Origin of the sequence: Streptomyces sp. NPDC008001, assembly GCF_042958085.1 — a bacterium.
GTDB lineage: Bacteria > Actinomycetota > Actinomycetes > Streptomycetales > Streptomycetaceae > Streptomyces.
Genome location: NZ_JBIBIZ010000012.1, coordinates 128,669 through 153,968, shown reverse-complemented (window position 1 = coordinate 153,968; position 25,300 = coordinate 128,669). Strand labels below are relative to the sequence as shown.

General features: G+C 67.6%; 29 protein-coding genes and 7 pseudogenes. 17 read left to right on the top strand and 19 right to left on the bottom strand.

Going from position 1 to position 25,300, the window contains the following annotated elements:
* Window positions 1-16: 16 nt before the first annotated feature.
* The 3 genes and pseudogenes from ACFZCD_RS30710 to ACFZCD_RS30700 all read right to left on the bottom strand — a co-directional run bounded on the left by ACFZCD_RS30710 (window position 17) and on the right by ACFZCD_RS30700 (window position 1,405).
* Complete coding sequence (locus ACFZCD_RS30710) at window positions 17-412, bottom strand: hypothetical protein (protein ID WP_391836324.1); 396 nt, start codon at window positions 410-412, stop codon at window positions 17-19.
* A gap of 151 nt (window positions 413-563) precedes the next feature.
* A pseudogene (locus ACFZCD_RS30705) lies at window positions 564-1,124 on the bottom strand (L-threonylcarbamoyladenylate synthase); the annotation flags it as partial.
* A gap of 8 nt (window positions 1,125-1,132) precedes the next feature.
* Window positions 1,133-1,405 carry an L-threonylcarbamoyladenylate synthase gene (locus ACFZCD_RS30700; protein ID WP_391836323.1) on the bottom strand — a complete coding sequence of 91 codons (273 nt, stop codon included), beginning with the start codon at window positions 1,403-1,405 and terminating at the stop codon, window positions 1,133-1,135.
* Between ACFZCD_RS30700 and ACFZCD_RS30695 the strand changes: the two are divergent.
* A pseudogene (locus tag ACFZCD_RS30695) lies at window positions 1,352-1,888 on the top strand (IS5 family transposase); the annotation flags it as partial. The gene ACFZCD_RS30700 and the pseudogene ACFZCD_RS30695 sit on opposite strands and share 54 nt — an antisense overlap.
* An 89-nt stretch (window positions 1,889-1,977) precedes the next feature.
* The gene (locus tag ACFZCD_RS30690) at window positions 1,978-3,246 is read left to right on the top strand and encodes a HEAT repeat domain-containing protein (RefSeq protein WP_391836322.1); all 1,269 of its coding nucleotides are present in this window, start codon (window positions 1,978-1,980) and stop codon (window positions 3,244-3,246) included.
* A gap of 242 nt (window positions 3,247-3,488) precedes the next feature.
* Here ACFZCD_RS30690 and ACFZCD_RS30685 read toward each other — a convergent pair whose 3' ends face one another.
* Window positions 3,489-4,472 (bottom strand): NADP-dependent oxidoreductase, encoded by a 984-nt coding sequence (locus tag ACFZCD_RS30685; protein WP_391836321.1) that lies wholly within the window; start codon window positions 4,470-4,472, stop codon window positions 3,489-3,491.
* A 51-nt stretch (window positions 4,473-4,523) separates the two neighbouring features.
* Between ACFZCD_RS30685 and ACFZCD_RS30680 the strand changes: the two genes are divergently transcribed.
* The 4 genes from ACFZCD_RS30680 to ACFZCD_RS30665 all read left to right on the top strand — a co-directional run bounded on the left by ACFZCD_RS30680 (window position 4,524) and on the right by ACFZCD_RS30665 (window position 6,432).
* Entirely contained in the window at window positions 4,524-5,174 is a 651-nt protein-coding gene (locus ACFZCD_RS30680) for a TetR/AcrR family transcriptional regulator (protein ID WP_391836320.1), read from the top strand.
* Between the two features lie 122 nt (window positions 5,175-5,296).
* Entirely contained in the window at window positions 5,297-5,530 is a 234-nt protein-coding gene (locus ACFZCD_RS30675) for a hypothetical protein (protein WP_391836319.1), read from the top strand.
* A 111-nt stretch (window positions 5,531-5,641) separates the two neighbouring features.
* Window positions 5,642-5,857, top strand: a complete 216-nt coding sequence (locus ACFZCD_RS30670) for a hypothetical protein (protein WP_391836318.1) — start codon at window positions 5,642-5,644, stop codon at window positions 5,855-5,857.
* On the top strand, window positions 5,854-6,432 hold the full coding sequence (locus tag ACFZCD_RS30665; protein WP_391836317.1) for a hypothetical protein: 579 nt from the start codon (window positions 5,854-5,856) through the stop codon (window positions 6,430-6,432). Before ACFZCD_RS30670 ends, ACFZCD_RS30665 begins: the two co-directional genes overlap by 4 nt.
* Window positions 6,433-6,695: 263 nt before the next feature.
* Here the strand turns inward: ACFZCD_RS30665 and ACFZCD_RS30660 are convergent, their stop codons facing one another.
* Window positions 6,696-7,145, bottom strand: a complete 450-nt coding sequence (locus tag ACFZCD_RS30660) for a hypothetical protein (RefSeq protein WP_391836316.1) — start codon at window positions 7,143-7,145, stop codon at window positions 6,696-6,698.
* 385 nt (window positions 7,146-7,530) lie between these two features.
* Between ACFZCD_RS30660 and ACFZCD_RS30655 the strand changes: the two genes are divergently transcribed.
* Window positions 7,531-7,854 (top strand): DUF1877 family protein, encoded by a 324-nt coding sequence (locus ACFZCD_RS30655; protein ID WP_391836315.1) that lies wholly within the window; start codon window positions 7,531-7,533, stop codon window positions 7,852-7,854.
* Between the two features lie 1,202 nt (window positions 7,855-9,056).
* Here ACFZCD_RS30655 and ACFZCD_RS30650 read toward each other — a convergent pair.
* From ACFZCD_RS30650 to ACFZCD_RS30630, 5 genes are all read right to left on the bottom strand, one after another.
* Window positions 9,057-9,584: a hypothetical protein gene (locus ACFZCD_RS30650; protein ID WP_391836314.1), complete on the bottom strand. Its 528-nt coding sequence runs from the start codon at window positions 9,582-9,584 to the stop codon at window positions 9,057-9,059.
* Between the two features lie 48 nt (window positions 9,585-9,632).
* Complete coding sequence (locus ACFZCD_RS30645) at window positions 9,633-9,857, bottom strand: hypothetical protein (RefSeq protein WP_391836313.1); 225 nt, start codon at window positions 9,855-9,857, stop codon at window positions 9,633-9,635.
* A 204-nt stretch (window positions 9,858-10,061) separates the two neighbouring features.
* On the bottom strand, window positions 10,062-11,006 hold the full coding sequence (locus ACFZCD_RS30640) for a RimK family alpha-L-glutamate ligase (RefSeq protein ID WP_391836312.1): 945 nt from the start codon (window positions 11,004-11,006) through the stop codon (window positions 10,062-10,064).
* Window positions 11,007-11,373: 367 nt separating this feature from the next.
* Complete coding sequence (locus ACFZCD_RS30635; protein WP_391836311.1) at window positions 11,374-11,556, bottom strand: hypothetical protein; 183 nt, start codon at window positions 11,554-11,556, stop codon at window positions 11,374-11,376.
* 602 nt (window positions 11,557-12,158) lie between these two features.
* The gene (locus ACFZCD_RS30630; RefSeq protein WP_391836310.1) at window positions 12,159-12,428 is read right to left on the bottom strand and encodes a hypothetical protein; all 270 of its coding nucleotides are present in this window, start codon (window positions 12,426-12,428) and stop codon (window positions 12,159-12,161) included.
* Window positions 12,429-12,468: 40 nt separating this feature from the next.
* Here ACFZCD_RS30630 and ACFZCD_RS30625 point away from each other — a divergent pair.
* Window positions 12,469-13,265 (top strand): IS5 family transposase gene (locus ACFZCD_RS30625; protein WP_391836309.1). Its coding sequence is split into 2 segments (ribosomal slippage): window positions 12,469-12,555 and window positions 12,558-13,265, totalling 795 coding nucleotides; the frame shifts between segments, so codons are not numbered across the junction.
* A 196-nt stretch (window positions 13,266-13,461) separates the two neighbouring features.
* Here the strand turns inward: ACFZCD_RS30625 and ACFZCD_RS30620 are convergent.
* From ACFZCD_RS30620 to ACFZCD_RS30610, 3 genes and pseudogenes are all read right to left on the bottom strand, one after another.
* Complete coding sequence (locus tag ACFZCD_RS30620) at window positions 13,462-13,869, bottom strand: TipAS antibiotic-recognition domain-containing protein (RefSeq protein WP_391836308.1); 408 nt, start codon at window positions 13,867-13,869, stop codon at window positions 13,462-13,464.
* Between the two features lie 311 nt (window positions 13,870-14,180).
* Window positions 14,181-14,363, bottom strand: a pseudogene (locus ACFZCD_RS30615) (transposase); the annotation flags it as partial.
* A 77-nt stretch (window positions 14,364-14,440) separates the two neighbouring features.
* Window positions 14,441-14,908: a hypothetical protein gene (locus ACFZCD_RS30610; protein ID WP_391836307.1), complete on the bottom strand. Its 468-nt coding sequence runs from the start codon at window positions 14,906-14,908 to the stop codon at window positions 14,441-14,443.
* 295 nt (window positions 14,909-15,203) lie between these two features.
* On the opposite strand from ACFZCD_RS30610, the gene ACFZCD_RS30605 reads away from it, so the two are divergent.
* From ACFZCD_RS30605 to ACFZCD_RS30590, 4 genes and pseudogenes are all read left to right on the top strand, one after another.
* Window positions 15,204-15,785 carry a Tn3 family transposase gene (locus ACFZCD_RS30605; protein ID WP_391836306.1) on the top strand — a complete coding sequence of 194 codons (582 nt, stop codon included), beginning with the start codon at window positions 15,204-15,206 and terminating at the stop codon, window positions 15,783-15,785.
* Between the two features lie 81 nt (window positions 15,786-15,866).
* Window positions 15,867-16,397, top strand: a complete 531-nt coding sequence (locus tag ACFZCD_RS30600; RefSeq protein WP_391836305.1) for a GNAT family N-acetyltransferase — start codon at window positions 15,867-15,869, stop codon at window positions 16,395-16,397.
* A gap of 167 nt (window positions 16,398-16,564) precedes the next feature.
* Window positions 16,565-16,807: pseudogene (locus ACFZCD_RS30595) on the top strand (IS5/IS1182 family transposase); the annotation flags it as partial.
* A 137-nt stretch (window positions 16,808-16,944) separates the two neighbouring features.
* On the top strand, window positions 16,945-17,685 hold the full coding sequence (locus tag ACFZCD_RS30590; protein WP_391836359.1) for a transposase family protein: 741 nt from the start codon (window positions 16,945-16,947) through the stop codon (window positions 17,683-17,685).
* A 34-nt stretch (window positions 17,686-17,719) separates the two neighbouring features.
* On the opposite strand, the gene ACFZCD_RS30585 is transcribed toward ACFZCD_RS30590, so the two are convergent.
* Window positions 17,720-18,157, bottom strand: coding sequence for an SMI1/KNR4 family protein (locus ACFZCD_RS30585; protein WP_391836304.1), 438 nt, complete (start codon window positions 18,155-18,157; stop codon window positions 17,720-17,722).
* Window positions 18,158-18,462: 305 nt separating this feature from the next.
* Here ACFZCD_RS30585 and ACFZCD_RS30580 point away from each other — a divergent pair, with 305 nt between their 5' ends.
* Window positions 18,463-18,699, top strand: a complete 237-nt coding sequence (locus ACFZCD_RS30580; protein WP_351220362.1) for a hypothetical protein — start codon at window positions 18,463-18,465, stop codon at window positions 18,697-18,699.
* 17 nt (window positions 18,700-18,716) lie between these two features.
* On the opposite strand, the pseudogene ACFZCD_RS30575 reads toward ACFZCD_RS30580, so the two are convergent.
* Window positions 18,717-19,036, bottom strand: a pseudogene (locus ACFZCD_RS30575) (transposase); the annotation flags it as partial.
* A 68-nt stretch (window positions 19,037-19,104) separates the two neighbouring features.
* On the opposite strand from ACFZCD_RS30575, the pseudogene ACFZCD_RS30570 reads away from it, so the two are divergent.
* Window positions 19,105-19,781: pseudogene (locus ACFZCD_RS30570) on the top strand (IS5 family transposase).
* Window positions 19,782-20,348: 567 nt separating this feature from the next.
* Here the strand turns inward: ACFZCD_RS30570 and ACFZCD_RS30565 are convergent.
* A complete protein-coding gene (locus ACFZCD_RS30565; protein WP_391836303.1) occupies window positions 20,349-20,885 on the bottom strand; it encodes a hypothetical protein in 537 nt (178 codons plus the stop codon).
* Window positions 20,886-21,943: 1,058 nt separating this feature from the next.
* Here ACFZCD_RS30565 and ACFZCD_RS30560 point away from each other — a divergent pair.
* From ACFZCD_RS30560 to ACFZCD_RS30550, 3 genes are read left to right on the top strand one after another with little or no spacing between them, the layout of a single operon-like run.
* Window positions 21,944-22,315, top strand: coding sequence for a hypothetical protein (locus ACFZCD_RS30560; RefSeq protein WP_391836302.1), 372 nt, complete (start codon window positions 21,944-21,946; stop codon window positions 22,313-22,315).
* 21 nt (window positions 22,316-22,336) lie between these two features.
* Entirely contained in the window at window positions 22,337-22,528 is a 192-nt protein-coding gene (locus ACFZCD_RS30555; RefSeq protein WP_391836301.1) for a hypothetical protein, read from the top strand.
* A 58-nt stretch (window positions 22,529-22,586) separates the two neighbouring features.
* Window positions 22,587-23,165 (top strand): hypothetical protein, encoded by a 579-nt coding sequence (locus ACFZCD_RS30550; protein ID WP_391836300.1) that lies wholly within the window; start codon window positions 22,587-22,589, stop codon window positions 23,163-23,165.
* Between the two features lie 110 nt (window positions 23,166-23,275).
* Here ACFZCD_RS30550 and ACFZCD_RS30545 read toward each other — a convergent pair.
* The 3 genes and pseudogenes from ACFZCD_RS30545 to ACFZCD_RS30535 all read right to left on the bottom strand — a co-directional run.
* A pseudogene (locus tag ACFZCD_RS30545) lies at window positions 23,276-23,747 on the bottom strand (transposase family protein); the annotation flags it as partial.
* A 121-nt stretch (window positions 23,748-23,868) separates the two neighbouring features.
* The gene (locus tag ACFZCD_RS30540; RefSeq protein ID WP_391836299.1) at window positions 23,869-24,354 is read right to left on the bottom strand and encodes a GNAT family N-acetyltransferase; all 486 of its coding nucleotides are present in this window, start codon (window positions 24,352-24,354) and stop codon (window positions 23,869-23,871) included.
* 258 nt (window positions 24,355-24,612) lie between these two features.
* Window positions 24,613-25,296: a LysR substrate-binding domain-containing protein gene (locus tag ACFZCD_RS30535; RefSeq protein WP_391836298.1), complete on the bottom strand. Its 684-nt coding sequence runs from the start codon at window positions 25,294-25,296 to the stop codon at window positions 24,613-24,615.
* Between the last annotated feature and the right edge of the window lie 4 nt (window positions 25,297-25,300).

Below are 25,300 nucleotides of genomic sequence, written 5' to 3'. Positions count from 1 at the left end.
CCGCGGGCCGCGACGGTCAGGAGACGGGAGGCACAGCGCGGGTCAGAGGTCCCGGGTCTCCGTATAGGGCGGCATGGAGCGCAGCCGCTAGTTCGCGGGCCCGGCCTTCGCTCCGCACGCCGTGCATCATGAAGTAGATCGGGCCCGTGTAGGCGTCCAGGTCGACCTCACGCTTTTCGACCAGACGGGTGATCGCGGCCCGGACCGCATCGTTCACGGCATCCTCGACAGCGTGGCCGGAGCCGGCAGTGAGCGTGTCCGCCTTCACGGTCCACCGCTGACGTCTTTCGGATTCGATGGCGACGAATACAGCTTGCTGCGCCGTGGCGGTCCGGTACACGTCGTGGAAGGCGTCGGTGCCGGTGGCGTCCGGAATGAGGTGGGCGGGGCAAGGAATGGGCAGCAGCTGCACGAGGGCATTGTGCCCAGAGGAGGAGAACAATCGCGTCCGGTGACGCGAGAGACCAATCGCCGGTGCCGGTCACGCGGTGGGCCGGGGCCCTGGCGGCGCGGCGCAGCCGGTTGGCGATCACCAGTCCTGGCCCGTCCTCCACCGGCAAGGAGGCAACGATGAGGTCGCACCCCCCGGCTGGTCGAATGCGCCCAGGAACCTGTACAGCTCGCGCGCGTAGCCTGTCAGGGACGCTGGGACCTCCACCGCGGCGTGCGCCGTCACCGGGGTGTCGGCGAGGGACGGGGGGAAGAAGGACGCCGCCTTGGTGCCCCTGCTCCTGCGCGAGCCGCGCTTCGTCGGCGACCTTCTCCGGCTCGACCAGGACGACCCGCGCAGACGGCGCGTGATGCGACGGGTGGTGACCCGGCACCCGGACATGGCTCGTGGACGGGACCTCGATCGGACACCCCAGCACTGCTTCGAGGTCCTCGCGGGTGACTCCGCCGGGCCGGAGGGTGGCCGGGGTCTCACCCGTGACGTCGACGATCCTCGACTCGACACCGGCACCGCAGGGACCACCGTCCAGGACGAAGTCGACGGCATCCCCGAGCTCGGCACGGACGTTGGCGGCCATGGTGGGGCTCACCGAGCCGAAGCGATTGGCGGACGGGGCCGTGACACCGCCGCCAAAGGCCGACAGCAGCGCGAGGGCAACGGGATGGTCGGGCACACGCACGGCTACCGTCTCCAGCCCGCCTGTGGCTTCCAGGGGGCGCGCGCGGGCCGCGTCGCAGGACCAGGGTCAGCGGGCCGGGCCAGAAGTGCTCGGCCAGCAGGCGCGCGGTGGCGGGCACGTTCCTCGGCCCAGTCGTCCAGCTGGCCGGCGCTGCCGATGTGGACGATCAGCGGGTGGGTGGGCGGACGTCCTTTGGCCGGGAAGGTGCGTGCGACCGCGGCGGGGTCCTCGGCGTTGGCGCCCAGGCCGTAGACGGTCTCGGTCGGCAGGGTCACCAAGGGTGGCCCAAGACCGGACGGAGCCTGGTCGACCGGGGCCGGCCGGCCTCCAGACACCACGTGATCTGCGACGCCACCGGCATCCCGCTGGCCGTGACCCTGACCGGCGGCAACCGCAACGACGTCACCCAGCTGATGCCGCTGCCGGCGGCGATTCCGCCCATCCGCGGCAAACGCGGCCGACCTCGCCGGCGGCCGAAGGAGGTCTACGCCGACCGCGGCTACGACCATGACTGCTACCGCCGCCAGGTCTGGGCAAGGGGCGTCAAGCCGGTCATCGCCCGGCGCGGCACCGGCCATGGCTCCGGACCGGGAACCAAGCGGTGGGTCGTCGAGCAGACGATCGCGCTACTGCACTGGTTCAGACGCCTCCGCATCCGCTGGGAAACCCGGGACGACATCCACGAGACACTCCTCAAACTCGCCTGCTCGCTGATCTGCCGGCGCTGCCTGCGACCATGTTGCGTTAGGAGTTCTTAGCGGGCCTGGCCGGATGCAACACTCTGGTCCGGTGCGCCGAGAAGGGACGCCTTCACGGCTCGCTGGTGTGGCGGTCCCTGGGATGAAAGATGGGTACGGAATTCATGGGTGAGGATCCGCTCATAGCTGCGGTTCGGAGCGGGAACGCCAAGGCGGTGGCGGCGCTGCTGGCGGCGGGCGCCGACCCAGATACTGTCGACGAGCACGGCACTCCGGCTCTGTGTCTGGCCGTGGACAACTTCGACCTTGCGGTCATCGAAGAGCTGAGGATGTCGGACCGGCCGGTCCAGCTGAACTGCACCGATGCCGAGGGCCGTACGCCTCTGCTACGTGCAATAGACCGTGGCGCCTGCGAGATCACATCCGAGCTCGTCAGCGGCGGAGCAGACCTATTGATCACTGACGCCGAAGGGCGTAATGCCCTGGAACTGGCGCGGCACTGGCACCTCACAGGGGCCGAAGCCGAGCTGCGCCGCAGGAGCGGTACGTCGGAGCCGGTCGTGAGCAAGGCGGTCGTGGACGGGTGGGGGCGCAAATGCAAAGAACTGTCACTCGGCGGCCTGACGGTCCGCAACGGGCACACCGCCATCCTCACCGAGCTTGAACCCACGTACGGGATCACACCGCCCTTCGCGGAATTGATGGGCCGCGCCCTGGACGAGCCGGACGTCGACCAGCCGGTGTGGACGGCGACGACGCTCACTCTCCAGGAGCGCCACGCGCCCACCATCTGGCCGGAGGCCGCCGCCCTGCATGAGCGCCCGAACCCTCTGGAGCGGTACTGCGGCGCCGAAGTGCTGCGTCTCATCAACCTCTTCGACGACAGCGACGATAGCGACGACAGCCCTTTTGACGGGCCGCTCGTCGACCTCTTCCTCCCCTGGGCGGCACGCGAGGAGGACCCACGGGTGATGCGGGCACTCACCGCCGGCCTGGCAGGGGCCATGGATCCTCGGGCCCAGCAGCCGCTGCCGGCGCTCACCCGGCACGGCGACCCGGAGGTCCGGCGTTGGGCGATTTCCGGCCTCGGCTGGGCCGTCAGGAAGGGGAACCCCGAGGCGCTGGCCACCCTCACGGCGTGCACCCGAGACACGGAGGCCCGGGTACGCGCGGAAGCATGCAGGGTGCTCGGCGACGTGCCCAAGGATTTCTTCACTTCTTCGGAAACGCTTGCCGCATGCCTGAACGACGAGGATGAGGCGGTCCGGGTCGCGGCGGCGATCCCCCTGTTCCTACGCGACGACACACGTGGCGACCGGGTACTGCGTGACCTCGGCCCCGTCGAACAGGGCTCGCCCTACTTCGCGGCCTTCCATGCCGTCTGGTATCACCATCGCGCGCTGGGCCCCGCCGTTTGAACTACTGAGCCTCGCCGACTCGGCGGCTCACCCGCCAGGTGAAGCGCTCAGTCGCATCGAGCAACGCCACATCGATGTGACTTGGCGCGACAGATGGCCAGCAGTTTGTCGGGCGACACAGGCCAGGGACGACCGTTGATTCCTGCTTGGCCACAATGTCGCACTGTAGGTGGCCACTCATGGCCCCGGGCTCCGCTGCTCACCGGAGAAACCGCAGGGCACGCGAGCTACCCGAGCGGCGGTCAACTCGAGTTTCTCGGCGAACCGACCGATTCGATGTGATAACCACGGGCCCCCTGGAGAGTGAGCACGATCTTCCCCCGGGCGTGGCCGGTTTCGCTCAACCGGTGTGCCTCGGCCGCGTTCTCGATGGGGAAGGTGGCCGCGATTGGCACGGTAAAGCGGCCCTGACCGGCGAGAGCGGCGGCCACGGCGAGTCCGTCGACCGCCTGCGGGTCCGCTCCCGGGCCCGACGAGCGCGTGTGGTGGACGCCGTACGCAGCGGCGTTCATGTCGGCGATGGTCACCACCCGGTCCGGGCTTCCGGTGAGGTCCACCAGGTCGGGCAGCGAGCCGGATCCGGCGCAGTCCAGGACGGCGTCGACCCCGTCCGGTGCCAGGGCGGTGGCCCGCTCGCCCAGCCCGGGGCCGTAGGTGATCGGCGTCGCTCCCAGCCCGGCGACGAACTCGTGGTTGTGCGCACCGGCTGTGCCGATGACGGTCGCGCCGCGGGCCGCCGCGAGTTGGACGGCGACCGTGCCGACCCCGCCGGCCGCGCCCTCGATCAGCAAGGTCGTGCCGGTGCCGACCTTCAGCCGGTCGAGGGCCCGCGTGGCGGTCTCGACGTTCCCGGCGGCGCCGCCGGCCTGCTCCCAGCTCAGCGCGTCCGGCTTGAGCGCCCATGCTGCCAGGACGGCGTACTCGGCATTCGCACCGCCGAGTTCCGTGACGTCGACGATGCCGAAGACCTCGTCACCCGGCCGGATACCGGTGACCCCTGTGCCGACCTCGTCGACCACCCCCGCGGCGTCCATGCCGAGTACGTGGGGCAGGCGCAGCGGCACCATGTCGCGGAACCGGCCTGAACGCAGGCGGCAGTCGGCGGGAGTGAGACCGGACGCCCGTACGCCCACCCGGATGTGGCCTGGTCCCGCGTGTGGTTCTGGTACTTCGGCGACTTCCAGGACGCTCGCGGGGCCGTACTCGGAGAATGTCAGTGCTCTCATGGCGCCGGACGTTATCCGGAACACCCTGTCCGTTTGGCTAAAGTGAGAGCGGTGACGAACCCTTTGTCTCACTCCCTGCGCTCCGATGCCCGGGACAACCGGGAGCGCATCCTCGCCGTGGCCCGCACGACCTTCGCCGAGCAGGGGCTGGACGTGGCGATGCGCGAGATCGCGCGGCGCGCCGAGGTCGGGCCCGCGACCGTCTACCGGCACTTTCCGACCAAGGAGGCGCTGGTCACCGAAGCCTTCCGCGAGCAGATGACGGCCTGCACGGCCGTCGTCGACGAGGGACTGGCCGACCCTGACCCATGGCGCGGCCTCTGCCTGGTGATCGAGACGGTGTGTGAAATGCAGGCGCGCGACCGGGGGCTCACCGCGGCCTTCAGCTCGGCCTTCCCCCGCGCGATCGACTTCGCCGCGGACCGGGAGCAGGCACTGGGCAAGGTCGCCGAACTCGCCCGCCGGGCCAAAGCGGCCGGCAAGCTGCGCCCGGACTTCGTCCTGGACGACCTGATCATGGTGCTCATGGCCAACAGCGGCATCCGGACCACCTCCCCGGCCGCCACGGTGACCGCCTCACGGCGCTTCGCCACGCTGCTGATTCAAGGCCTGCGGGCCGGGCCGGCCCTCCCGCCGCTGCCCCCGCCGGCCCGGCTGCCGCCGGCGGTTGTGACGCAGGCCGTTTCCTTCGGAACCATCTGATCGCCCAGCAGTTGCGCCGCCCGGCCTGCTCCCGGGTCGCGCACGGCACGGTGAATCCGGCGCAGCACACGGAGAAGCTTTCTCGCCCTCGCCGCATCCTCCCACCAGCGGTTACGCACCGTGTGCAGCGCACCGGGAACGGCGCTGCCATCGTGTGGGACGGCAACAACCACATCGGTCGGCTCGACGTTGACACGCAGGACGCCACCGACGCCATCGAGGCGCTCGTCAAGGCCTCGGACCTGGGGGAGATGTGGACCGCTGACGAGTCGGGCATCACCGCGCAGACCACCGGCGGGGAACTCGTGCAGGTGCAGGAGCGGCTGCTGGCGGAGTTACGGAAGGGCCAGGAGTAGCCGACGGCCGTCTCCACGGCCTGCTGCCCTTCCTGCACGAGCTGCGCAACGCCCACTGAACCATCACGGCTCCCCGGCGGCCGACCGGGCCGCCCGGTCAGCGCCTGGGCCATGGGCGAAAGGCTCCGCAAGCTCGGCATCCGGCTCGCCGAGACCCGCTCGACCGCGCTGTTCCAGCTCACCACAGAGCTGCCCTCCGTGATCCTCGCCCGCACGCTGGGCATCCACATCACCATAGCCGTCAAATGGCAGCGAGCCGCCGTTGGCGACTGGGCCGCCTACGCCGCCGACGTCAGCAACCGCACTCGAAAGGCTCCAGCCCCGTGACCTTCCAGGACCATCTCCGAACCCTTGCCGAGCGAGCGATCAGCTCGATCCCGGCCGCCGAGGCAGAGGACATGTACGTCATCTCGTTCTTCATTGACAACGAGAGGGACGACCCACGACAGCCCACCCTGACCATCGGATACAACACCGAAGCCCAGTGCCGACGCACCGTCGCGGACGCCTCCGACGAGGCGGAAGCCCGCTGGAACTACGCCTTCTGGCTACAGAACGAGCTCACGGTCATCGGCGACCTCACCCGAGACCCCGACGGAGCCACAGCACGCCACCAGTGGATCAGCGAACTCGGGCTTTGGTACGACGAGCCCACGCACCCCGAGGACTGGATGACAACCGTGGGGCCGACCACCGCGCTGATCGAGACCAATTTCAACCAGGCATGCGTCCAGCTCGCTCGCGGCCTCCACAACGACGGGGTCATCAAGAGCGCCATCGGCAAGCCCGTGCCCGTGATCCTCCACGAGCTGGAGTACTACGAGGGGATAGCTCGCAGGACCGAGGCGGCCAACCCGCCCGGGCTCGCCGCCGACTTCACGACCTGGATCCACGTTGGATGAGGCATTGAGGCAGTTCCAATGTCCGACTCCACCATCAGCGGTCTATCCCGAGGAAGCCATCAACGGTCACCGGGCCTTCATCACCCGTCGCCGGGCCCTACGGCCCAGCAAGGAATATCCGAGCCCAACCGACCAAGGGTGGGAAGAGTTGCTCGGTCACTTCGAACGGCGGAAGGTCACCCTAGGTGACTGCGGCCGGCCTACGGCACCGGCTGCCAGCACGAGCACAGCTGCTTTTCTGAACTATCGGTAACGGGTGCGGATTACGTCTCGTCGGGGTCGATTGCGGCGTTCAGCGCGCGCAGGGCGTCATCGTATTGGCGACGGTCGAACCGGAACGGACCGAATGCCGTGTACTCGCGGGTCTTGCGATGGGGTTGCTCGAAGGAGTCCCAGATCACGAGGTCGGCTGTCGCGGTGATGCGGGCCATCAGGGGCCAGCATCCCCATTCGCCGCATTCGCAACCGAGAATGGGTGTCTTCGGCCCCATCGCATTGGCGGACCGTCCGAGGAAGTGATCCTGCATCGGGCCGAACCGGAAGAACTCCGGGATCAGACCGCCGTAGGCGTCGCCTGCGGGCTGCATCCCGGCCGCGATCTCGAACCCATCGATCAGCTCGGTGAGTGGTGCTCCGTCGATGCGGGGGACGATTACGAGCGGGCCGCCGTCGCCACGCTGCCGGCAGTCGAACCGGATGTCATTGCTGGTCATCCAATGATTGTGCCAGCGAAGCCGTTGCCTCCGCCTGGGTAAATCGAGCTGGGGCTATGCGTGACATCCGGCCGGAGAAGCGAGCAACAAACGCAAGCGTCCGCTGCCCTGTTCTTCGACTGGATCCAGGCCAGCGGCCTCGCTCGCTTGGCGGCCTGGGCCGGACTTCCCAAGCCCGGACCGCCAAAGGAATACTGAGTACATGGCCGTGACACAACAACTCGCTCGAGTGAGCGGGGCATACATCGCTCGGTGCCGCGCCTCGGCAGCGGTCAGCCCAGACGGTGATCCTGACTGGGGCCCGCCTGCCGAGGATTGGATCGACCTCGACTGGTCCCCGCGCCTTCTCCGCGACGCCTGCAAGCTCGTAGGAGTGGATTCGCCCATGTTGGAGGCCCTCGACTGTGCGCTGAACGGTGATGCGAGCGTCGACGTGTCGGTGCTGAGTCATCCGGAAGCAACAGGTGGCTTCGGGCCCACTCCCGCAGGTCTCGCGCCGGCCTCCGTGGCCGACGTCGCAGCGAAGCTTGCTGGGCTGGACTGGGACAGGGTGATGGCCGAAATTCCGGCAGACTGCCTCGAAACCTTCGCCGGCGACGACTTCAGGGGCGACCTATTGGCCTACCTGACGACCCACTTCACAGCGCTGAGGGACTTCTACGCGGAGGCCGCACAACGAAGGCTGTTTGTCGTTTCGTGGTGGGACTGAAGGAGATTCCTCGTAGTTCAGAGAAGGCTCGATGAGGGCCAACGCGGCGCCTGTCGTGTCGAGGGGTAGCGGCGTGTGCGCATGAGGGGATGGGGTCAGCCCCGGGGAGTGTGGTGCGGACGGGCTGGACCGGTCCCGGCCTCGTTCACGGACGCGCGCCGAGCGCCGTCTGCGGGTCACGGGAGCGGCGGGTGGGTGATCATAGTGTCAGACCCCCGGGTAGCGTCGCCCACCGCACCAAGATCCAGGAGTGACGCACCGATGGCATGGCAAGACCGCATACCGCCCGAGGCGATAGCGAAGTACCCGCAGCTCAGACGCTTGAGGCGGACCGAGGGGGAGCAGTACCTCCAAGCGCGGAGGGCGGTGTGGATCAGCTTCGAGTGCGAGAAGGCGGACCTCAAGTGGGCGCTGGCTGCGGGCACGAGAAACCAGAAGCGGCGGCCGCATCCTGAATGGCCGTGACCTTCGCAGTGCCGAGGAGCGACGGTTGAGGAGGCGGCTCAAGCGCCGGCCCGGCTGGAGCGGTTTCCCCGCCGAGCCCCCCATGCCGCTGGTTCGAGCGGTCACCGGAGTTCACCGCGGACCTGCGCGAGTCTGCGGGCGGGCCGTGGTAGTGCGTTGGGACGTTGACCGGGAGGGAGATGGGCCGGAGGGGGCGTGATCGCCTGATGATGGAGACGTTCGGCCGGCCCGGCACCTCCTACGGTCCGGGGTGTTCTACCGAAGCGCCGACGGCCCCGTAGCCCATCTGCTCCAGCTCGCGGAGGACGAGGACCCCGGATGGGGGCGGGGCGATATCGGAACGATGTACTTCACGATCCCCGCGCGAAGGCGTTCGTCGGCGGGGAACTTCAGCAAGGCCGAAGCGCAGGGGCGCTGCTGCTGAGCCCGCAGGCGAACTCGTCAGCCGGCTACGGTCATGATGTCGTGTTCGTGCAGCCACCGGGCGATAGCCATGGCCTGCTCGGGCGCCATGCCGCGACTCCACGCCCGTAGGGTTTCGGCCAGCGTGTGGTCGCCGGACAAGGATTCCGCGAGCGGTGCGAGCGCGAACCCCCCGAGGTAGGCCACTGGCCGGGCCAGGGCCTGGGCGGAAGCGGGGTGAGGGTGGCTCCTGAACTGGCCGGCTCGAGTCGTCCGCCGCTGCTGCCAGCTGCTGCCGGCGTGAGCCGGGCCGGTGGTCAGGGCGGGCTACCGGCTCAGTCCGGCTCATACTTGAGGCCCTCGGCCCCGGCTGTACGCGGTGCCCTCGGCGTCGCTGCGGTTGCTGCCGTCGTCACTGCGGTTCCTGCCGTCTCGGCTGCCTCCGCCGTCTGCGAGGTGCCCGTTGCCGGGGGACGGCCGACCGGGGTGGGCCGGTAGACGACGAGCGGGCAGACCCCGCAGGCGCGCGGCCCGTCCTGGGCGAACCACCGACATTCGGCGCGGATTCCGCAGCGCGGGAGGCCGTCGCCCTGGTCCGGCCCGGCTTCGCTCCGGGCGCCGGCCAAGCGGCCGACCAGCGAACAGTGCCGGCCGCTCCAGTGTTCGCAGCCCTCCTGCGCGCAGGTGTCCGCGAACCGGAAGCGGGACTCGGGGTCGCCGTGTCCTGTGCATGCCTCGATGAACTGCTCGTCGACCGGCATGGCAGGGCGAACGTAGCCGAGGCGCCCGTCCTCTCCCAGCACCGCGATGAGCACGGCTCCCTCGTGGCAGGTGGAGCTGGGGCACAGCGTGCCTCGTTCCACGGTTCCCGGGGCCGGTACCGGATCGGTGCCGGAGCCCGTGGGTGCCACCTAGACCTCGACCTGCCGCACGCGGATGCCCTGGGTGTGGCCCCCGCCGATGTGGCCGATCGTCAGGTCCTCGGCCAGCAGGTCCTGGGCCTGGGCCTGGATGTCGACGGTGGCCAGTTCCGTGAGGACGGCTTTGCGGATGGCGGCGTCGATCCGCTGCACCACTTCGTCGGGCAGGCTGATGCCCTCGAACTCGACCCGGAACTGCTGCCCCTTGTTCGCCATGGGGACGCACCTTTCTCTCCCCTGTCGCCGGCCCTGCGGCGGGCGATGGAGTGAGGACGACTCGGACGCGCGGGAGCCACTCGGCAGCCGCGGTTCCCTCAGCCAAACACCGGGCTGAGCCCGACGCGACCGCACGCCTCCGGCAGGGTGACGGGCCGGGAGCCTGTGTGCCGGCCTGCTGCACGATCACCACCGTGAAGCTGCTCACCACCGTGAAGCTTCTGAGCTCGACAGGAGAAAGTCGAAGAAGTGGTCGGCCAACGGTTCACCCAGCAACGGCTCGAGGAAGAGGAACTGCCCCTGAGGGTTCACTTCCAGCCATACTGGTTCTCCATCTGGTGTGAGCTTGATGTCGATGATTCCCATGCGCAGGCCGAGTCGTTGCAGCACGGACACGACTTGCCGGGCCATGTCCGTCGGAACACTCCACTTGGAGATGGGGACATTCAAGTCGGGGCGCCAGTCGAGGCTGTCCGTCTCGATCAAGGCAGCGTAGAAGCGGTCACCGAAGCAGTTGAGCCTCACGTGCCGCCGACCGGGGATGTACTCCTGGTATACGGCTGGGCACGCGGTGAAGGACTCTTCGGGGATGGAAAACGGATCATCGATGTACTGCGTGAACATCAACGGGCCGCTCGCACCGACCACCGGCTTGACGATGATCCGTCCCACCTGCCGAGCGAAGTCAATGACGTCCTGGCGCGACTGGGAAACGAGGGTCCGTGGAACGCGGAACCCCGCCTCCTGCGCCACGGAAATCTGGTACAACTTGTCCGCGGCGCGGTCGGTTGCTTCCGGCGGAGATACCCACAGACCTCGGTAGGCCGCCGCGAGGATACCGCCGAGAGCGCCACGGCAATCGTTGTTGACCAGGCGTCGCTGAAAGTCGTCCGACGTCTGAGCCGAGACTTGCTGGTTCGCTCGCATTCTCCGCCACCACAGCACCGAGACATCCGCCAGAGGCAGGTCAACCCCATCGGACGTCAGGACCGTGGCGGACGACTCTCCGTGAGAACTCCACGCCAGGCTGCGTCGCCCGCTGATCCGGTCGCACTCCATGACGTGAAAATCGGTGTACCCACGGCGGGCGGCGGCTTCACGGACGGCAAGGGTGTGGAGATCGTCCCTGACGGAGACCGTGAGGATCATTGCTCAGGGCAGTCCACGCAGCAATCGTCGCTGCAACCGCACGAACAGGACTCGGACGCCGACCCTGCCATCCGGCTGGCATCGATCCTGAGGCCGGTGGTGGCGCGAACGGCCTCTTCCCATGCCTGGAGTTCATCGGGAGTCTCCAGGCGGACATAGGAATCGGGCTGTGCTCTGAGGACGACCGGGGGAGGAGCCGCAGAACCGATGCTTGTCAGGCCCTTCGTCCTGCTTACGGATTCCCCGAGTTGGAATGTTGCCATCGAGATCACCTCCAGGGAAGGTGTGAGGTGTGGCTTGGATCTTTTCCTGAGCCTCTGACAGCACTACCGCTGTGTCGCTGCACGTTTTGCTGCCGTGGGCTTGGTCAGTCGGGCGGGTAATCCTTGCGGTGGCCCCAGCCGAGGACATCCTGTTCGGGTGGGGTCTTGTAGACGTCGTCCTTCGTCTCTTCCCGTGCCTGCTCGGCCCGTGCCGCCTCATCCCGCCGCCGGTGCTTGTCCTCGGCGGAATGGGGCTCCTTGTGCTTCCTCTTAGGCAGCCAGGTCATGGCTCCCATCTCATCTCTCTCGCACTTCAACCCCGTATTCAGGTTCACACGCGCGCTCGGAAGATGCATCCGCCCCGATGCCCCCCAACCCGGCATCGTTGCAGTCCGAGCTTGCTGAGCAGCGGAGAGTGACCGTGGGTGGGCTGGGGCGTAGTGCTTGTTTGAGCTCCGCGGGCCGACCGGCCGGTCAGTCCTGGGGAATTCCTTGAGACCGTCCCGGGCCGGCTGGCCGCTGGCCCCATGGCCGCGTCTTCATCCGCCGAGAGGACGACCGGCTGAGGGTGCTGCCCTGGCCGTCGGCCTTCTCGCCGGGCTGGTACTCCGGGGAGCTGGTGCCCTGCTCTTCTTCTGTTACGTCCGTGCGATACACCTTGCCCGCACGGGCATGGTGCGCTGCTTCGCGTCCCGCGCGGCGGGCACCCTGGGATCGGGCTCCGTGAGCCGCTGCCTACGACGGTTCGACGCCGGCCGCCAGACGCCGGCTGAACCCTTTCCCGACCTCCGGTTACAGGTACTTCAGGGTGTGATCTGAACCGAACCGGTTTCTGCCGCCGATGGCCGCGGGGCGGCATGGACAGCGGATCGCCGGTCGTAGACAGCAGTTACCTGTCCGGGTACTGGGCCGCCTCCGCGTGGATGGCTTCGGCCTTCTGCCTGTCGGCGACCTGATTGGACAATAGATGCAGCGCGTCGGCCGAGGCGGTGTCGTTGGGCGTGTAGACCTCGAGCCGGTGGTAGAGGTCGTTTTCGCCCGGCGTTTTCCTCCTGCGCCAAGGTGACCTCGACGGCGCCCTCGCCACCGGGAACGACTTCATCGACTGCGCGGACGGCATTCGCCCCATCAAGATCCACACCGCGGCCGACCAGGCCATGTATCGAAAGTGGATCTTGAGCTGTGAATGATCTCGGTTCATGGGTCGGGGAGATCTCACGCACGAACAGTGGGCGGTGCTGGATCCGTTGTTGCCGAAGGGCACGAGGGCCGGCGGCCACCCGTCTGGCCTCGGCGGCAGTTGACCGACGGCATACGCTTCCGTGTCCGAACCGGTGTTCCGTGGCGGGACGTGCCCGTCGAGTACGGACCGTGGGGCCGGATCTACGACCTATTCCGCCGACGGCAGCGGAACGGCACCTGGCACCAGATCCTCACCCGTCTCCAGCCCTTGGCCGACGCGGAAGGTGTGATCACACGGGATCTGAGCGTCGACTCCACGGCGTGCCGAGCTCATCAGCATGCGGCCGGCGCCCGCAAGCAGGGTGACCTGCAGAAAGAACCACCGGATGGCGTGTCAACCGAGCCCGGCGATCACGGGCCGGGACGTTCGCGCGGCGGGCTCACCACCAAGCTGCACCTGGCTGTCGGGCACGGCCAGAAGCCCATGACGATCATGGTCACGGCCGGTCAGCGCGGCGACTCGCCTCAGTTCGAGCCCGTGCTGGAAAAGATCCGCGTACCTCGCATCGGGCCGGGCCGGCCACGCCTCCGCCCCGACCGGGTGCGGGCCGACCAGGCACGCAACCGCCGGAAGATCGGCTACCGCGGCGGCCGGCCGCCGCGATTCGACCCGGCCGACTACCGCGAGCGTCACGCGGTCGAGTGCGGGATCAACCGCCTCAAGAGACATCGCGCTGTCGCCACGCGATACGACAAGCCCGCCGTCCGCTGCGAAGCGACCGCCCTCGTCGCAACCATTAACGAGTGGCTGTGACCCGCGGTCTCACGCAGCGTAATCCACGTTCCACGCCGCGGGCAGATCGCTCCCGCAGGAGACGCAGGCGAAGTCGTCCTCACGCACGATGTTGCCTCGGCACCAGCCCGAGACCCCGGTCTCTGCTTCCTCCTCCCCGGGGCTGCGACGGCCCCGGGGCCTACCCCGTCCATGCATGTCCTGGCCCGTCGCCCGACTACGCCGAAGCCTCGGTCCCTGCGCTGGGGGCGAACCCGCTCCCCTGCTCGGCGAACACCTTGATCGCGGCGCCCAGGAAATCCACCATCCCGGGGTGGTAGGAATCGTGGAACGCCCTCATGGCCTCGTCCTCGGCGTAGAAGAGCGACATGCCGACGTAAGCCTCCCTGGAGGGGGTGTAGAACCGGCTAACGATGTCGAAGTGTCTGCGGACGAGCTCCTGGATCTGCTGGTCCCCGGGCAGGGAGCCGCCGTCCAGGAAAGCCGTGATCTCCCGGTACAGGACGTCCCAGTCCTGGTGGACCCGCTCCCTGTCCACATGTTCCCAGTTGTTGGTCCCGGCAAGGCTCTTCGCCTGCTCCTCGGCCAACGACCGGCGGCACTCGTCCTCGTAGTTGTTCCCCACGGCACCGGCTCCCATCGTTTCGTTACCTCTCCGGTGGATCCCCGAGAGGCCGCCGGCATGTCGACATCGACCGGCCGCCGATGATCAACTGCCGGTTCAGGCCGAACGGTGACACACAGCCACCGGGTCGGCAAACCATTTCTTGGACCCCCCGGCGCTCCGTCCCGGTCAGCAGGCGGCGGAGAGGCGCAGCTCGAACGGTGAGCCGTCGGAGCGATGTGTCCAGCCACTCGACCGCGCGGCCCGGATTCCCGCGGCGACCGTGCGCGGCAGGACGAGCTCGGCTGGCACCGGGGCCGGTTCCATGACGGCCGGTCGACCGGTCTCCACGACGGAACACCGGTTCGGACATGGAACCGTATGCCGTCGGTCAACTGCCGCCGAGGCCGGACGGGTGGCCGCCCGGCCCTCGTGCCCTTCGGCAACAACGGTTCCAGCACCGCCCGCTGTTCGTCCGTGAGATCTCCCCGACCCCATGAACCGAGATCATTCACAGCTCAAGATCCACTTTCGATACACGGCATACATGTGTACTCGACTCAACCGGCTTCGCGGCAATGCTCGAAGCGGATCAACTGCGGAGGAAGGCTGCCGGGCTCGTCTCGTAGCCACGCGACGAGCCCGGCGGCACCTCCACGCTGATGACGATGCCGCACTCTTCGGAGCGATCCTCGCTGCAGGGCTCCACTCCCCGCAGCCGGGCCCGGCGGAGAGCTCCGCGGCCTTCCACCCCGTCTTCGGCTGGACCCTGCCCCTCATGGCCCTCGCCTTCGTACTGGCGCTCGCGATGCGCGAGGAGCCGCTGTCCGAACGCGCCGGTTGAAACCCCCACCAGCAAGACCGGGAGTTGCCTCGAGCCGACCCCGACGACAGGTTGGTGCGCCACTCCGGCAGCCTTGGGCACGCGGCCGTCCACGACCTGCTCGCCCAGGGCAAGGGCCTGTGCGGCATCGCCCGGCGTCTTCGTGACCGCCACCACCTTGCTCGCGCGCTCATTGGCGTTCGTGGTGCAAGCCCGCCCCATGATGACCTCTCGCAAGTCCCGAGTTGCGGAACCCCGAGACAGACCGAGGCCCATGGAGTGCGCTGGTGCCGCGCACGGCTAGTGAGATGTCGGCCCGAACATGAGTCCTGGTCGGGTAGCCGGGTCTCACGGCAATGTGACCCGGCTACCCGACTTGGCTACGGGACGTCGACGCTCGCCGCAATCCGTGGGCTCCCTTGGTGAGCCCTGCGGGACCGTTCCCGCTCTGGTGTCATCGTCGCGCCATCGCGCGGGGTGTCGGGCACGTCAGCCTCCGCTGCCAGAATGTCGCCAAGGCCGTGCTCCGACAGTGTCCAGGGGCGCACAATCTGCCGGGCAGGGGCTCACAACCCGCGCGTGGAAGCACTCGCTCGGGCATCGATCGTACTCAGCCCCTATCAGCTCCGCCGGGTCACTGAAGTACGGGCACGCCGCTGTCTCCATAATCGTCGGCGAGCTCTCCGCCTCCTCCCGCAAGAACGCCCTCGCCGCCGCGCTGAAGGAGTACGGATCCTTCAGAAGGACGATCTACGCCGCGACGTATCTATCCGACCCGGTCTACCGGCACCAGATCGCCCGTCAGCTCAACAAGGGCGAGTCCCTGCACTCCCTGCGCCGCCAGCTCCTCTACGCCCGCGAGGGCAAGGTCACCCGCAGCCGACCCGAGCAGCAGAGCGAGCAGGCGTGGTGTCTGACCGTCACGACCACCGCCGTCATCTGCTGGCACACCGAGTACCTGGGCTTGGCCGTCGACACCCTGCGCGCCGCCGGCCGCGAGGTCGACGCCGATGTGCTCGCGCACATCTCCCCGGCCCGCAGCTCAGCGGTGAACTACTACGGCTCGATCACCGTCGACCACGAACGTGAACTCGCCCAGCTCGACGTCCGTTGATCAGTCCGGGGTGTGTTGCGATGCGCGGTGCTCGGGGATATTCGCTGGCCGCTGCTTGCTGGTGGCGTTCATACTGCCGCAATGGATCCGGTGACTCTTGAAACCGACCGTCTGGTGCTTCGGGCCTTCACGTCTGCCGACGTGGATGCGGTGTACGAAGCCTGCCAGGACGAGGACATTCAGTTCTATACGCCGGTGCCGGTGCCGTACCGGCGTGCGGACGCAGAGAAGCTTGTCGGCGAGAAGCTGCCCGTTCAGTGGGCCGAGGACAGGGACTACACCCTCGGCGCGTTCCGTAAGGATACCGGCGCCCTGGTCGGCTCGTACTGCCTGACCCTCGTCAGCCGTGGCGTCTGGGAGCTCGGTTACTGGGCGGTCAAGGAGCAGCGCGGACGCGGGTACTCGGTGGAGGCCGCTCGGGCCCTGTGCGACTGGGGCTGGGCCACCCTCGACGTCCACCGCATCGAGTGGTGGGCCATGGCCGGGAACACCGGCTCGCGTGCCGTCGCCGAGAAACTCGGATTCACCGTCGAAGGGACACTGCACAATCGCAACATCGCCAACGATGGCAAACCGCACGACTGGTGGGTGGGAGGACTGCTGAGGCCCTGATGCTCGGGCCGGTGCTTCGCCGGCTGCGTTTGCTCTTCTGCAGGGAAGTTCCCAGCTCGGACAGCTCTGACAGAAGAGCCACACCCATTGATCCTCGGCGGCCACCGTGACATGGCAGTGGCCGCACGGGTTCCTCGAGCGTGACCAAGAAGTGGGCCCGTACGGCCATGACCCATCCTGCCTTCTGCAGCGCCTCGCGTGCACACCTTGGCTATTCAGTCGCAGAGTTGGCGGATCCGTGGCTCGCCCGTTGCGAGTCGGAGCTCCGTGAGCGGCGTGGTACCGAGCGACAGCGGGAAGCCGGTGCCGGCCCGAAGCGCGACCTGATCTTCACCGACCTCCTGCTCGTCACCCTGGTCCACCTACGCACTAGTCTCCCGCACGCCGCGCTCGACGAGCTGTGCGGCATTGCCCGCTCCACGATCTCCCGCGCCATCGGGGAGATCCGCCCGTTGCTGGCCGTGCGGGGCTTCGCAGTCCCCGACCAGTCCGGTGTGCGACTTCGGAGACCCTGGCGGACGTGTTCGCCTACGCCGAGGCCGCGGGGATGTGGTGGCGGATCGATGGCGCCGAGACCCGGATTCGCCGCCCGGAGGCAGGCAGGCCCGGACGGCGGGCCTTCGTCCCCGGCAAGAAGAAGCAGGACACCATCAAGACCACCAGCATCAGCGACGGCCAGGGCCGTCTGCTGTGGTCGGGTGCGAACTGCCCGGGCCGCATGCACGACCGGACCGCGATGCGCACCGAGGGTATTGCCGAACAGTTCCGGCTCCACCCGAAGGTGACGACCGAGGTTGGCAAGGGCTGCCGGGGCTGGCCAACGAGTTCCCCGACCAGATCAGCGCCCCTCCGAAGAAGCCGAAGGGCGACGCGCCGCTCGGCAGCAATGCGCCTGGCTGGAGATGCGCCGACGGCAGTCCTCGGAGCAGATCTGCGTCGAGCACGCCAACGCCGAATTGCGGCAGTGGTGCCCGCTCCAGCGCCACACCGGCTCACGCGAGGGCTACGCCGCAACCACCAGGCGATCGCCTCATTGGTTTCGGACCGTTCGGCTCGCCGACCGACCCGCCGCAAGCCGAACACCGAGCTCGTGCCTGCCCGGCAGGCCGCCTGCTGGTCAACCACCAGCCGACCCGCCAGGCCAGCACGCCCAAGCCCTAATCGCGGACGAAGCCGTAAGGCGTACCTGGTCAGCGATCAGGGTCCGGGCCGAATTGCTCACTCTCCGTGGTCCAGTTCTCGACACACTACAGAGGGAATCAGCGTCGCGGTGCTGAGGAGCCGCTGACCCTGGGCAGCTTGTCTTGGCCATGGGCGGTTGGCTACTTGTACCAATCGCCTCCGCCATCATCGACGAGTGCACGCTCGGGGTAGTCCTGCAGGCCCCGGGCTACCCATCGGCGGCTGTGGTCTTCGTGCTGCCACACGAAGATGTCGGGCCGGGGCGGGGTGCGGACGAAGGCGAACTGGTCGCCGCCGCCGTTGTCGCCGAAGAAGATGAGTGCCCCGAAAGGCATGTACAAGTCGGCGAGGTAGCCGTCCGACCAGAAGTGAAGGTTGTCCTCGACGATCCGCTCCAACGGCCAGACGGTGTCCACGCCGTCGTGTCCCACGATGCCGTCGGTTCCCTGGAGCAGACTGACGAGCTCCGCCGGCAAACGGCACCCCAGCTGCCGCTCAGCGGCGGCCGGCCTGGCTGCGGTGGCAGGCTCCTTGAATCCGGCTCCGGAGAACGTCTGACATGCTGCTTCTCGCCACATGAGGGAAAGCGTAGTCCTAGCGAGAAGCTCGGCTTTGCGCCTGACTTCCGTGCCGGGTGCACGGCGTTGCCGACGGTCTCACCGCTTGCCTGAACGGCGTCCCGCTGACTGAACTCAGCCCGCCTCGGCAAGCCCTCCCCGAGGGGCCGTGGCTGTATCGGTAGGGCTTCCAAGGCGCCTTCGTGCCTGTGGTCAGGGCACCACGCCGTGCAGTGGTGTCTCTCCGGGGGCCCTATCTGTTTGGTCAAGGTCGAGGACCAGTAGGTTCGTGTGGTCGAGGGTGAGGCCGAACCGTAGGGGTGCGCATGGGGGATAGCCAGGTCACGATCAAGCTCACGAGTGACGAGGCGTTGGTGTTGTCGGACTGGTTGGAGAAGCTGCAGATGACGGACTTGAGCCGGGTTGTCGACGATCCGGCGGTCTGGGCGCCGATCCATCGCATCGCCGGGACGCTGGACAAGTCACTTCCTGGGCTGTTCGCGCCTGACTATGACCAGCGGCTTGAGGCCGCTCGCCGACGGCTTCGGCCGGAGGAGGACTGATCGATGAGCCTGGACTGTCACCTGGCTCCTGCGGGTTTGGGTTCGTAGAAGGTTCCGTCGCGGAGCATCGCGAAGAGGACGTCAGCCCGGCGTCTGGCGAGGCAGGGCAGGGCCTGGATGCGGTGCTTGCCCTGAGCGATCTTCTTGTCGTAGTAGGCCCGCGATGCCGGGTCCCCGAGGGCGGCGAACGCGGAGAGGAAGAACGCCCGTCTCGGCTGCTTGTTTCCCCTCCGGGACGGCTGCTCGCCGCGGATCGATGACCCCGAGCTCCGGGTCGCCGGGCGAGGCCGGCGTAGGCGGCGAGGTGGCCGGTGGTCGGGAAGGTGCTGCCGTCGCCGGCCTCCCGTCGCCCGGCGTTTTTACAAGCCTTTTCATGTGGCTGCGATCTTGCGGCACGCTGGCCCGGTGCCGAATCTGGTTGAGCGGTTGGTGCCCGACGGTCTGGGGAAGTTGTTCCAGCGTGTCGTGCCGTCGGCGCCGGTCCGTCGGCAGGGGGAGGGCGTCGGCGGCATGGGGACCGTGACAAGCTGAACCACCTGGTCCTGGACGAGCTAGGTGCCAGGGTGATCTGGACTGGTCCCGGTGCGCGATCGACTCGGTCAGCATCCGGGCCCCTCAAAGAGGGCGGCTGACGAGACCGAACATGACCGATCGTGGCGAGAACGGCTCGAAAATCCACCTCGCCACCGACCGCAACGGCTTTCCCCTCTCGATCGGCATTACCGCCGCCAACACCCACGACAGCCAGGCCCTCGAACCGCTCGTCCGGGGTATACCGCCGACCCGGCTCCCGACGCGGCCCACGCCGACGCCGACCGGCCAAACTTCACGTGGACAAGGCCTATGACTGCCTTCACCTACGGAGACGGCTCCGCTCAGGGCACATCGCACCCCGGATCGCCCGCCGCGGCATCGAGTCGTCCGAGCGTGTCGGCCGGCACCGCTGGACCGTCGAGCGCAGCGTCTCCTGGCTCAGCGGCTGCCGCAGACTCCACCGCCGCTACGAACGCAAACCCGAGCACTTCCTCGCCTTCGCAGGCATCGCTGCAACCCTGATCTGGTACCGCCGGCTCACCAAATGAAACGGCTTGTCAGCCAGGGCTGGGGAAGGCCGTTGGAAGGCCCTGGGTCGGCCTGCAACCTGACTCTCGCTGCACGAGGTTGTGCGGACCTGGCAGGTCCGCCTCAACGCCGCATCGACCGTAGGGGCCTTCAATAGGGCGACCTGGATGACGAGACGACGCGGACTGGAGCAGAGCCTGCGGCTTGCCTGCGACGTGAGGTCAGGCATCGCAGGGCCACCTGTCACCGGCGGACACAAAGGCCGTCATCGGGCCCGTATGACATCCCGAGCAGGCGGTGAGCTGTGCGGCTCACAGCCTGTTTCCCCCGGTGGGCAGCGTGATCCGTGAGGCTGTGAGCAGTATTTGGGCGTCAAGAGCCCTCTGCCCGACGCCGACTGTGATGCCGTCCGCATCGCCGACGCGCCTCGCAACCGTCCGCCGCGTCCGGGGCCCCGCTACAGCATCATCGGTTTCCATGCCAGGTGGACGGGGCGTGGTTGCCGTCGGGACGCTGCCTCGTAGGGGCAGCGGGATTGAGGAGTGGTTGACGGTCGGTGAGAGAGATTGCTGGCCGACTGGGGCCGGCTACCGTTTGGGTTGGCCCAGACTGTCGCTTCGGTGGAGCCAAAGGGTCGCGCCCGGGTCCGCGTAGGGAGCGCGGTTCCGGGTGGTGTCGTGTGCGCATCGCAGGCTGACGGTTGTCGGGCCCGTACTGGAGAAGGCGCCCTGGGCGGCGACTGTGGCCGCGTACACCCCGCTGCCTGCGCCCGTGGAGGCGTTGCCGATCATGCTGGTTGCTCCGCCGACGGCGGTCTCGCCCGCGTAGAGCGTGCAGCGGGTGTAGTCACTCGGTTCCCAGCTGACCAGCGTCGCGTTGGTGGACACCACCCACGAACCGGCGGGCACTGACTCCGAGATCACCGTCGTGGGTACACCGCCCGTGGTGCTGAGCAGCACCCCGGACGAGGTCTGTCTCACCACGTCCTGTGAGGTCGTGAGGTGCCGCTCGGCCACGACGGATGGGCCGCCCGGGCCCGCCGACGCGGAGGAGGCCGTCAGGAGGCTGCCGGCCATCAGGCCGCTGATGCCCAGCACCGTCATCAGCCAGGAGGACTTCTTCATCGTTCCTGTCCCTTCGCTCGGAGCGGGTGCGCGTCGTGCGCGCCTTGCACGCCACAGGATGCTGGAGCGGAGGGTTGAGGGACAGGGTGAGTCCGGCCGATCGCCGGAGGCCACATGGTGTACCCGAAGCATCGAACTTGCCGCGAGGTTTCCGTCATGGCCATCTGGAGACGTTACTGCGGTGTATGTATGGGGCCGAAGCAGTACTCTCGAAAGCCAATGGATCTGGCGCAAGGATTGGGACGGAATGCTGCTCCGCAGCAATGCTGGCGTCCGGGCGGAGACCATTCGAGATTTGCCCGATGCCTTGCTCCTGTTGACCCCCACCGGATGGGATCTCTCATTTCGGCCAGGTGAAATCTGCGTCGTAGAGCCTGACGGCCAGGGTAGGTGTCAACTTGTGGCCACGATGCGCAGAGCGCTGCTACCTCTCATGGAAATATCAGTATGCCCCCCACGGAAAATGGTGTTCTAGGCTTCAATAGCTTCGAAAACATGGTGAGATTTTTCTTCTTTCCTCGTGGGTGTTCATGGATACCGCATCTCCTCCAACGTTCCCACTGAACGTGAAGAGCGCGAGAGGGTCGGGTCATGCCGCCAGCTAACTGCCCCATCCGCATCCGGAATGGGCACACATAGTGGCCTGCTGTCACGCTCACGCAATCCGGTCGAATCCCGGCCCTGGCCTGCCAGGTAACAGCCTCCTGTACACGCTTTGGCCGTGCATCCAAAGTGGCCGGTAGCGAGCTTTGGGGCATGTTCGAGAATCCGATAGCTGCTCGTATCGCGGACCTGCGATGGTGTCTGTCATGGATTCCGGCGGTAGTGAGGATCCGTACTTCCAGCGGCCTCTTTGGCTGCAGACCCGTTGCACCGGTCACATCTTGTGGGCATACGAGCACTCGGTCGTGCGCTTGCGCTCCGTACTGACAAGCCCGGCTGCACGCGAGTGAAAGTGCGAGCCACGACCGCGCGAGTCTCCGTTCATCGCCACACGGCCGGGGATAAGAGTGAGGAAGGTCGGCGCCGACGCTGGCCGGCGACCGACAGGAGCAGCCGTGAGCGCGGTCATCGGGACCTGGAACCTGGAGAACTTCTGCCGGCCCTTACCGGCCGGCAGCCCGCCCAACCCCAACAAGTGCGCCGCTAAGGACCATGCGACCTACGATGCCAAGGTAGATGCCCTGGCTGACGTCATCACTGAGATTGGTCCGGACCTGCTCGGGGTGCAGGAGGCCGGCAGTCAGGAGGCCCTGGACGACCTCGTGGCCAAGCTGCCCGGCACCTGGCACACCGCGCTGTCGGACCACCCGGACCCACGACGTCATCGTCTTGGGCGGCCTCAACGACGAATGGCAGGCCGCCACCACCCAGATCCTGTACGGTCCGCCCGGCTCGCAGATGGGCACCGGCGGCTTCGACCACCCTGACCCGGGCGATGCCGAGCGCCTGTGGAACCTGGCCCAAAGATCCTGGAACAAGGCGGCTTCGCGCGCATCTTCGAGGGCCAGCACGAGCTCATCGACCACATCATGATCAGCCATTCACTGCTGGCGAAGTTCCAGAAGGTGTCCACGGGGAACGGCCAAACTGCCGACGGTCGTGGAGGCCCGGCCGGCGGCCCCGCACGACAAGCCGTCTGACCACTCGCCGTGGTGGCGATGTTCAATCTGTAGGAATGCCAAGGGTCAGCGCCGCCGGGTGGCGCTGACCCTGCTTGCGAGCAATCGTGCGACTGCCGGCAGCGGTCAGCCGCTCGTTGATCTCGTCCATGTGCTGCTGGACGAGCTGTTACTCGGGCAGGTGGTGCAGCCTAGAAGCCCTGGCCCTGCAGTAACCGTGCTGGGCGCGGTCGCGAAAACGGGAGGTGGCATGAAGGATCCCCGAACGGTCCTGACGCAGGCAAGACAAGGTCCCGTACCGGAGAATTGGCGGGTCTTCACCAAGAAGCGGGGGAAGGTGTCCGGCTTCCTGCGCGGGACGTCGGACGATCCGGATCCGCTGTTGGTCATCACCCCTGGCGAGGTCATCGAGTACAAGAACGAACGCAAGCCGCTGGCGATCGTCGATTTCAACGATCTAGCGGGAATGACGCTGAGAGCGACCGCACGCACCTCCTCCGGAAGCATGCTCGCGGATCTCGACGTATGGGTGGACCTCAACTACCGCGACGGCCGGAAGGAAAAGTGGCGATCCGCATCCTTTGCGGACGACCTGCAGACGATTCAGGCATTCATCGAAGCGTACGGTGTCCACAAGGCACTTCACGGTCGCCACTGACCGCTGGGCTGACGGAGCTCGTGCAGCCTGACGCCGCTCAGCGGCCACGGCCGCCGTGAGTGCGCCGTCTCAAGGTCTGCACCGTCGAGCCCAGCCTGCTGTTACCCCACGCCGTCGAGACCAAGTGCCGTCGGACCAAACGCAAGACCTGTGGCGTACCTCTGGACGGCCTTTCGGTCGAGTCCTAAGGGTTGTCGGCGAGTGTCGGCGTCGATGACGACCTGGTGGTTCAGTCCCTGGTTGGGGGGGCAGGGTGCCGTCCACGATGAGCACGGCGTCTTTGACGAAACCGCTTGCGGGACTTGAACGCGAGCAGTGGCCCGGCATGGTCGATGATCCGGTCCGCCGCAGACTTCGACACCCGAACAGCGGAGCAAGCTGCCGCATGGTCAGGTCCGTGCGTCAGTACGCGGCGACCGGCAGGGCCCGGTCCTCCAGCGGAGGGCTCCACGGCCGGACCCTGCGGACCGCGTCCGCACCCTCGCGTCGCAGACCCGTCACCAGCTTCCCGAAGGCACACGGGCTCAGTCCGGTGAACGGGACTGTCCAGGACGGCTCCGACGCCGTGATCACACCGGCCATGCCAAGATCATCTCAACTGCGACCGTCCCGCCTCCGCATCAATGTGCACAGTGCCGGTGGCCTTCGGATCGACAGCAACCGCTCCCGCGGTGGATGACCGTCCTGCTCGCACGCCGTTTTCTCAGCGAAGCATCTTCACCATCAGATGTTCCCTGGTCACCCCGTCGGACAACAGGTCTCCGAGTTCTCCCGTATCGAGGAAACCGTTGCGGTGATACAGCGCGACAGCGGACTCGTTGCCCGGTAGGACCGCGAGCTTCAGAGCCGTAGCACCCCTCTGCCGGGCCCACTCCTCGACTGCCGCTATCAACTGGTCTCCGACGCTGCGGCCCCGCGCCTGGGGGCTGACCCACAACGACCTCAGTTCGCATGCGCCATCACCACCCCCGGGAAGACCGGCGGCCATCCCTACGGCTCGGCCGTCCAGCAACGCGACGATGCTGTAGGTCGCGGGCATCGCGAAGCGGTCACGCCACCGCTCCTCCCCACCGTTGTGCCATTCCGCGAGCCCAGTCTTGAAGGCGTGAGGTGCCTCCCTCAGTGCAGCGAGTCGAACCTCCCGCCACAACGGCCAGTCGCTCATCGTGAGAACCCTCAGGTGCACCATGCCCACGAGTCTGCCGCGACACTCGGGCAGCAGTCCACGGGGAGTCCACAACACCCCCGGTTCGTCACCGCTCCAGCTTCGTGCCTCTCCTCGGGCCGGCGGGCGGTGACATGTGCCGTGCCCCCGAATAGGCCTTCGGGGAGGATCGGTCCGGGTTTTGGCGGTAGCGGGTGAGGGGGTGCTGGCCTTTCTCCGCGCTGGTGGTTGTCTGAAACTGGTCCTGCGGTGATCGTCATGGCGAGGGGTGAGTGCCCCCGGTCAGTAAGCCAGTGCGGTCATGTGGTCGGGGTGGTGGGCGGCGACGTCATGGGCGGCTTGGACGAAGGCGGCGACGGCTGCGGATCGCGAGGTCTCCGGCCAGGCGACCATGACCGCGCTGGGGCTGAGGCCGGTGACCGGCCGGTATGCAATGTCCGGGCGCTGGTGCCGCTTGGTGGTGGAGAGTGACAGAAACGCCACTGCCTGGCCCAGCGCGACCACCTCCAGGAGTTGCTCGACGCTGGCCACGAGCGGCCCCTCAGGAGTGTCGGCCGGCGCCAAGCCTGTGTGGCCATCGCCTGCTTCCGCCCCGTCGCATCCTGTGTAGTAGGCGGTGGTGGAGAGGGCATCCCCTTTCCAGCGTGTGATCGGTTCGCCCTTGAGGTCGGTCAGCCGCAGTCGCCGGCGTCCGGCCAGGCGGTGCGCGGCGGGGAGAACGGCCAGTCGCGGCTCGACCACGAGCATCTGGGAATCCAGCCCTTGACCGTCGAACGGGCTGCGCAGTAGCGCTACGCTGGCACGGCCGTCCCGCAGCATGGCGATCGGCTCTCCGCTGCCGCCGACGACGACTTCAGGCGGCGGCAGATGCGAACCCGTTCCCCGGTAGACGGCGAGGATCTCCCGCAGCAGCCCGGCATCGCCTCCCGGCTTGTTCTTCAGGCAGTGGTAGAGCTGTCCGAGCATGCGG

Coding starts and splice junctions, on each gene's coding strand:
- ACFZCD_RS30540 (WP_391836299.1), bottom strand. CDS start 24,354: ATGGTGCACCTGAGGGTTCTCACGATGAGCGACTGGCCGTTGTGGCGG.
- ACFZCD_RS30535 (WP_391836298.1), bottom strand. CDS start 25,296: ATGCTCGGACAGCTCTACCACTGCCTGAAGAACAAGCCGGGAGGCGAT.
- ACFZCD_RS30590 (WP_391836359.1), top strand. CDS start 16,945: ATGTGGTGGCGGATCGATGGCGCCGAGACCCGGATTCGCCGCCCGGAG.
- ACFZCD_RS30645 (WP_391836313.1), bottom strand. CDS start 9,857: ATGGCGAACAAGGGGCAGCAGTTCCGGGTCGAGTTCGAGGGCATCAGC.
- ACFZCD_RS30585 (WP_391836304.1), bottom strand. CDS start 18,157: ATGTGGCGAGAAGCAGCATGTCAGACGTTCTCCGGAGCCGGATTCAAG.
- ACFZCD_RS30660 (WP_391836316.1), bottom strand. CDS start 7,145: ATGACCAGCAATGACATCCGGTTCGACTGCCGGCAGCGTGGCGACGGC.
- ACFZCD_RS30635 (WP_391836311.1), bottom strand. CDS start 11,556: ATGACCTGGCTGCCTAAGAGGAAGCACAAGGAGCCCCATTCCGCCGAG.
- ACFZCD_RS30565 (WP_391836303.1), bottom strand. CDS start 20,885: ATGAAGAAGTCCTCCTGGCTGATGACGGTGCTGGGCATCAGCGGCCTG.
- ACFZCD_RS30600 (WP_391836305.1), top strand. CDS start 15,867: ATGGATCCGGTGACTCTTGAAACCGACCGTCTGGTGCTTCGGGCCTTC.
- ACFZCD_RS30580 (WP_351220362.1), top strand. CDS start 18,463: ATGGGGGATAGCCAGGTCACGATCAAGCTCACGAGTGACGAGGCGTTG.
- ACFZCD_RS30670 (WP_391836318.1), top strand. CDS start 5,642: ATGGGCGAAAGGCTCCGCAAGCTCGGCATCCGGCTCGCCGAGACCCGC.
- ACFZCD_RS30655 (WP_391836315.1), top strand. CDS start 7,531: ATGTTGGAGGCCCTCGACTGTGCGCTGAACGGTGATGCGAGCGTCGAC.
- ACFZCD_RS30640 (WP_391836312.1), bottom strand. CDS start 11,006: ATGATCCTCACGGTCTCCGTCAGGGACGATCTCCACACCCTTGCCGTC.
- ACFZCD_RS30690 (WP_391836322.1), top strand. CDS start 1,978: ATGGGTACGGAATTCATGGGTGAGGATCCGCTCATAGCTGCGGTTCGG.
- ACFZCD_RS30630 (WP_391836310.1), bottom strand. CDS start 12,428: ATGGCCTGGTCGGCCGCGGTGTGGATCTTGATGGGGCGAATGCCGTCC.
- ACFZCD_RS30685 (WP_391836321.1), bottom strand. CDS start 4,472: ATGAGAGCACTGACATTCTCCGAGTACGGCCCCGCGAGCGTCCTGGAA.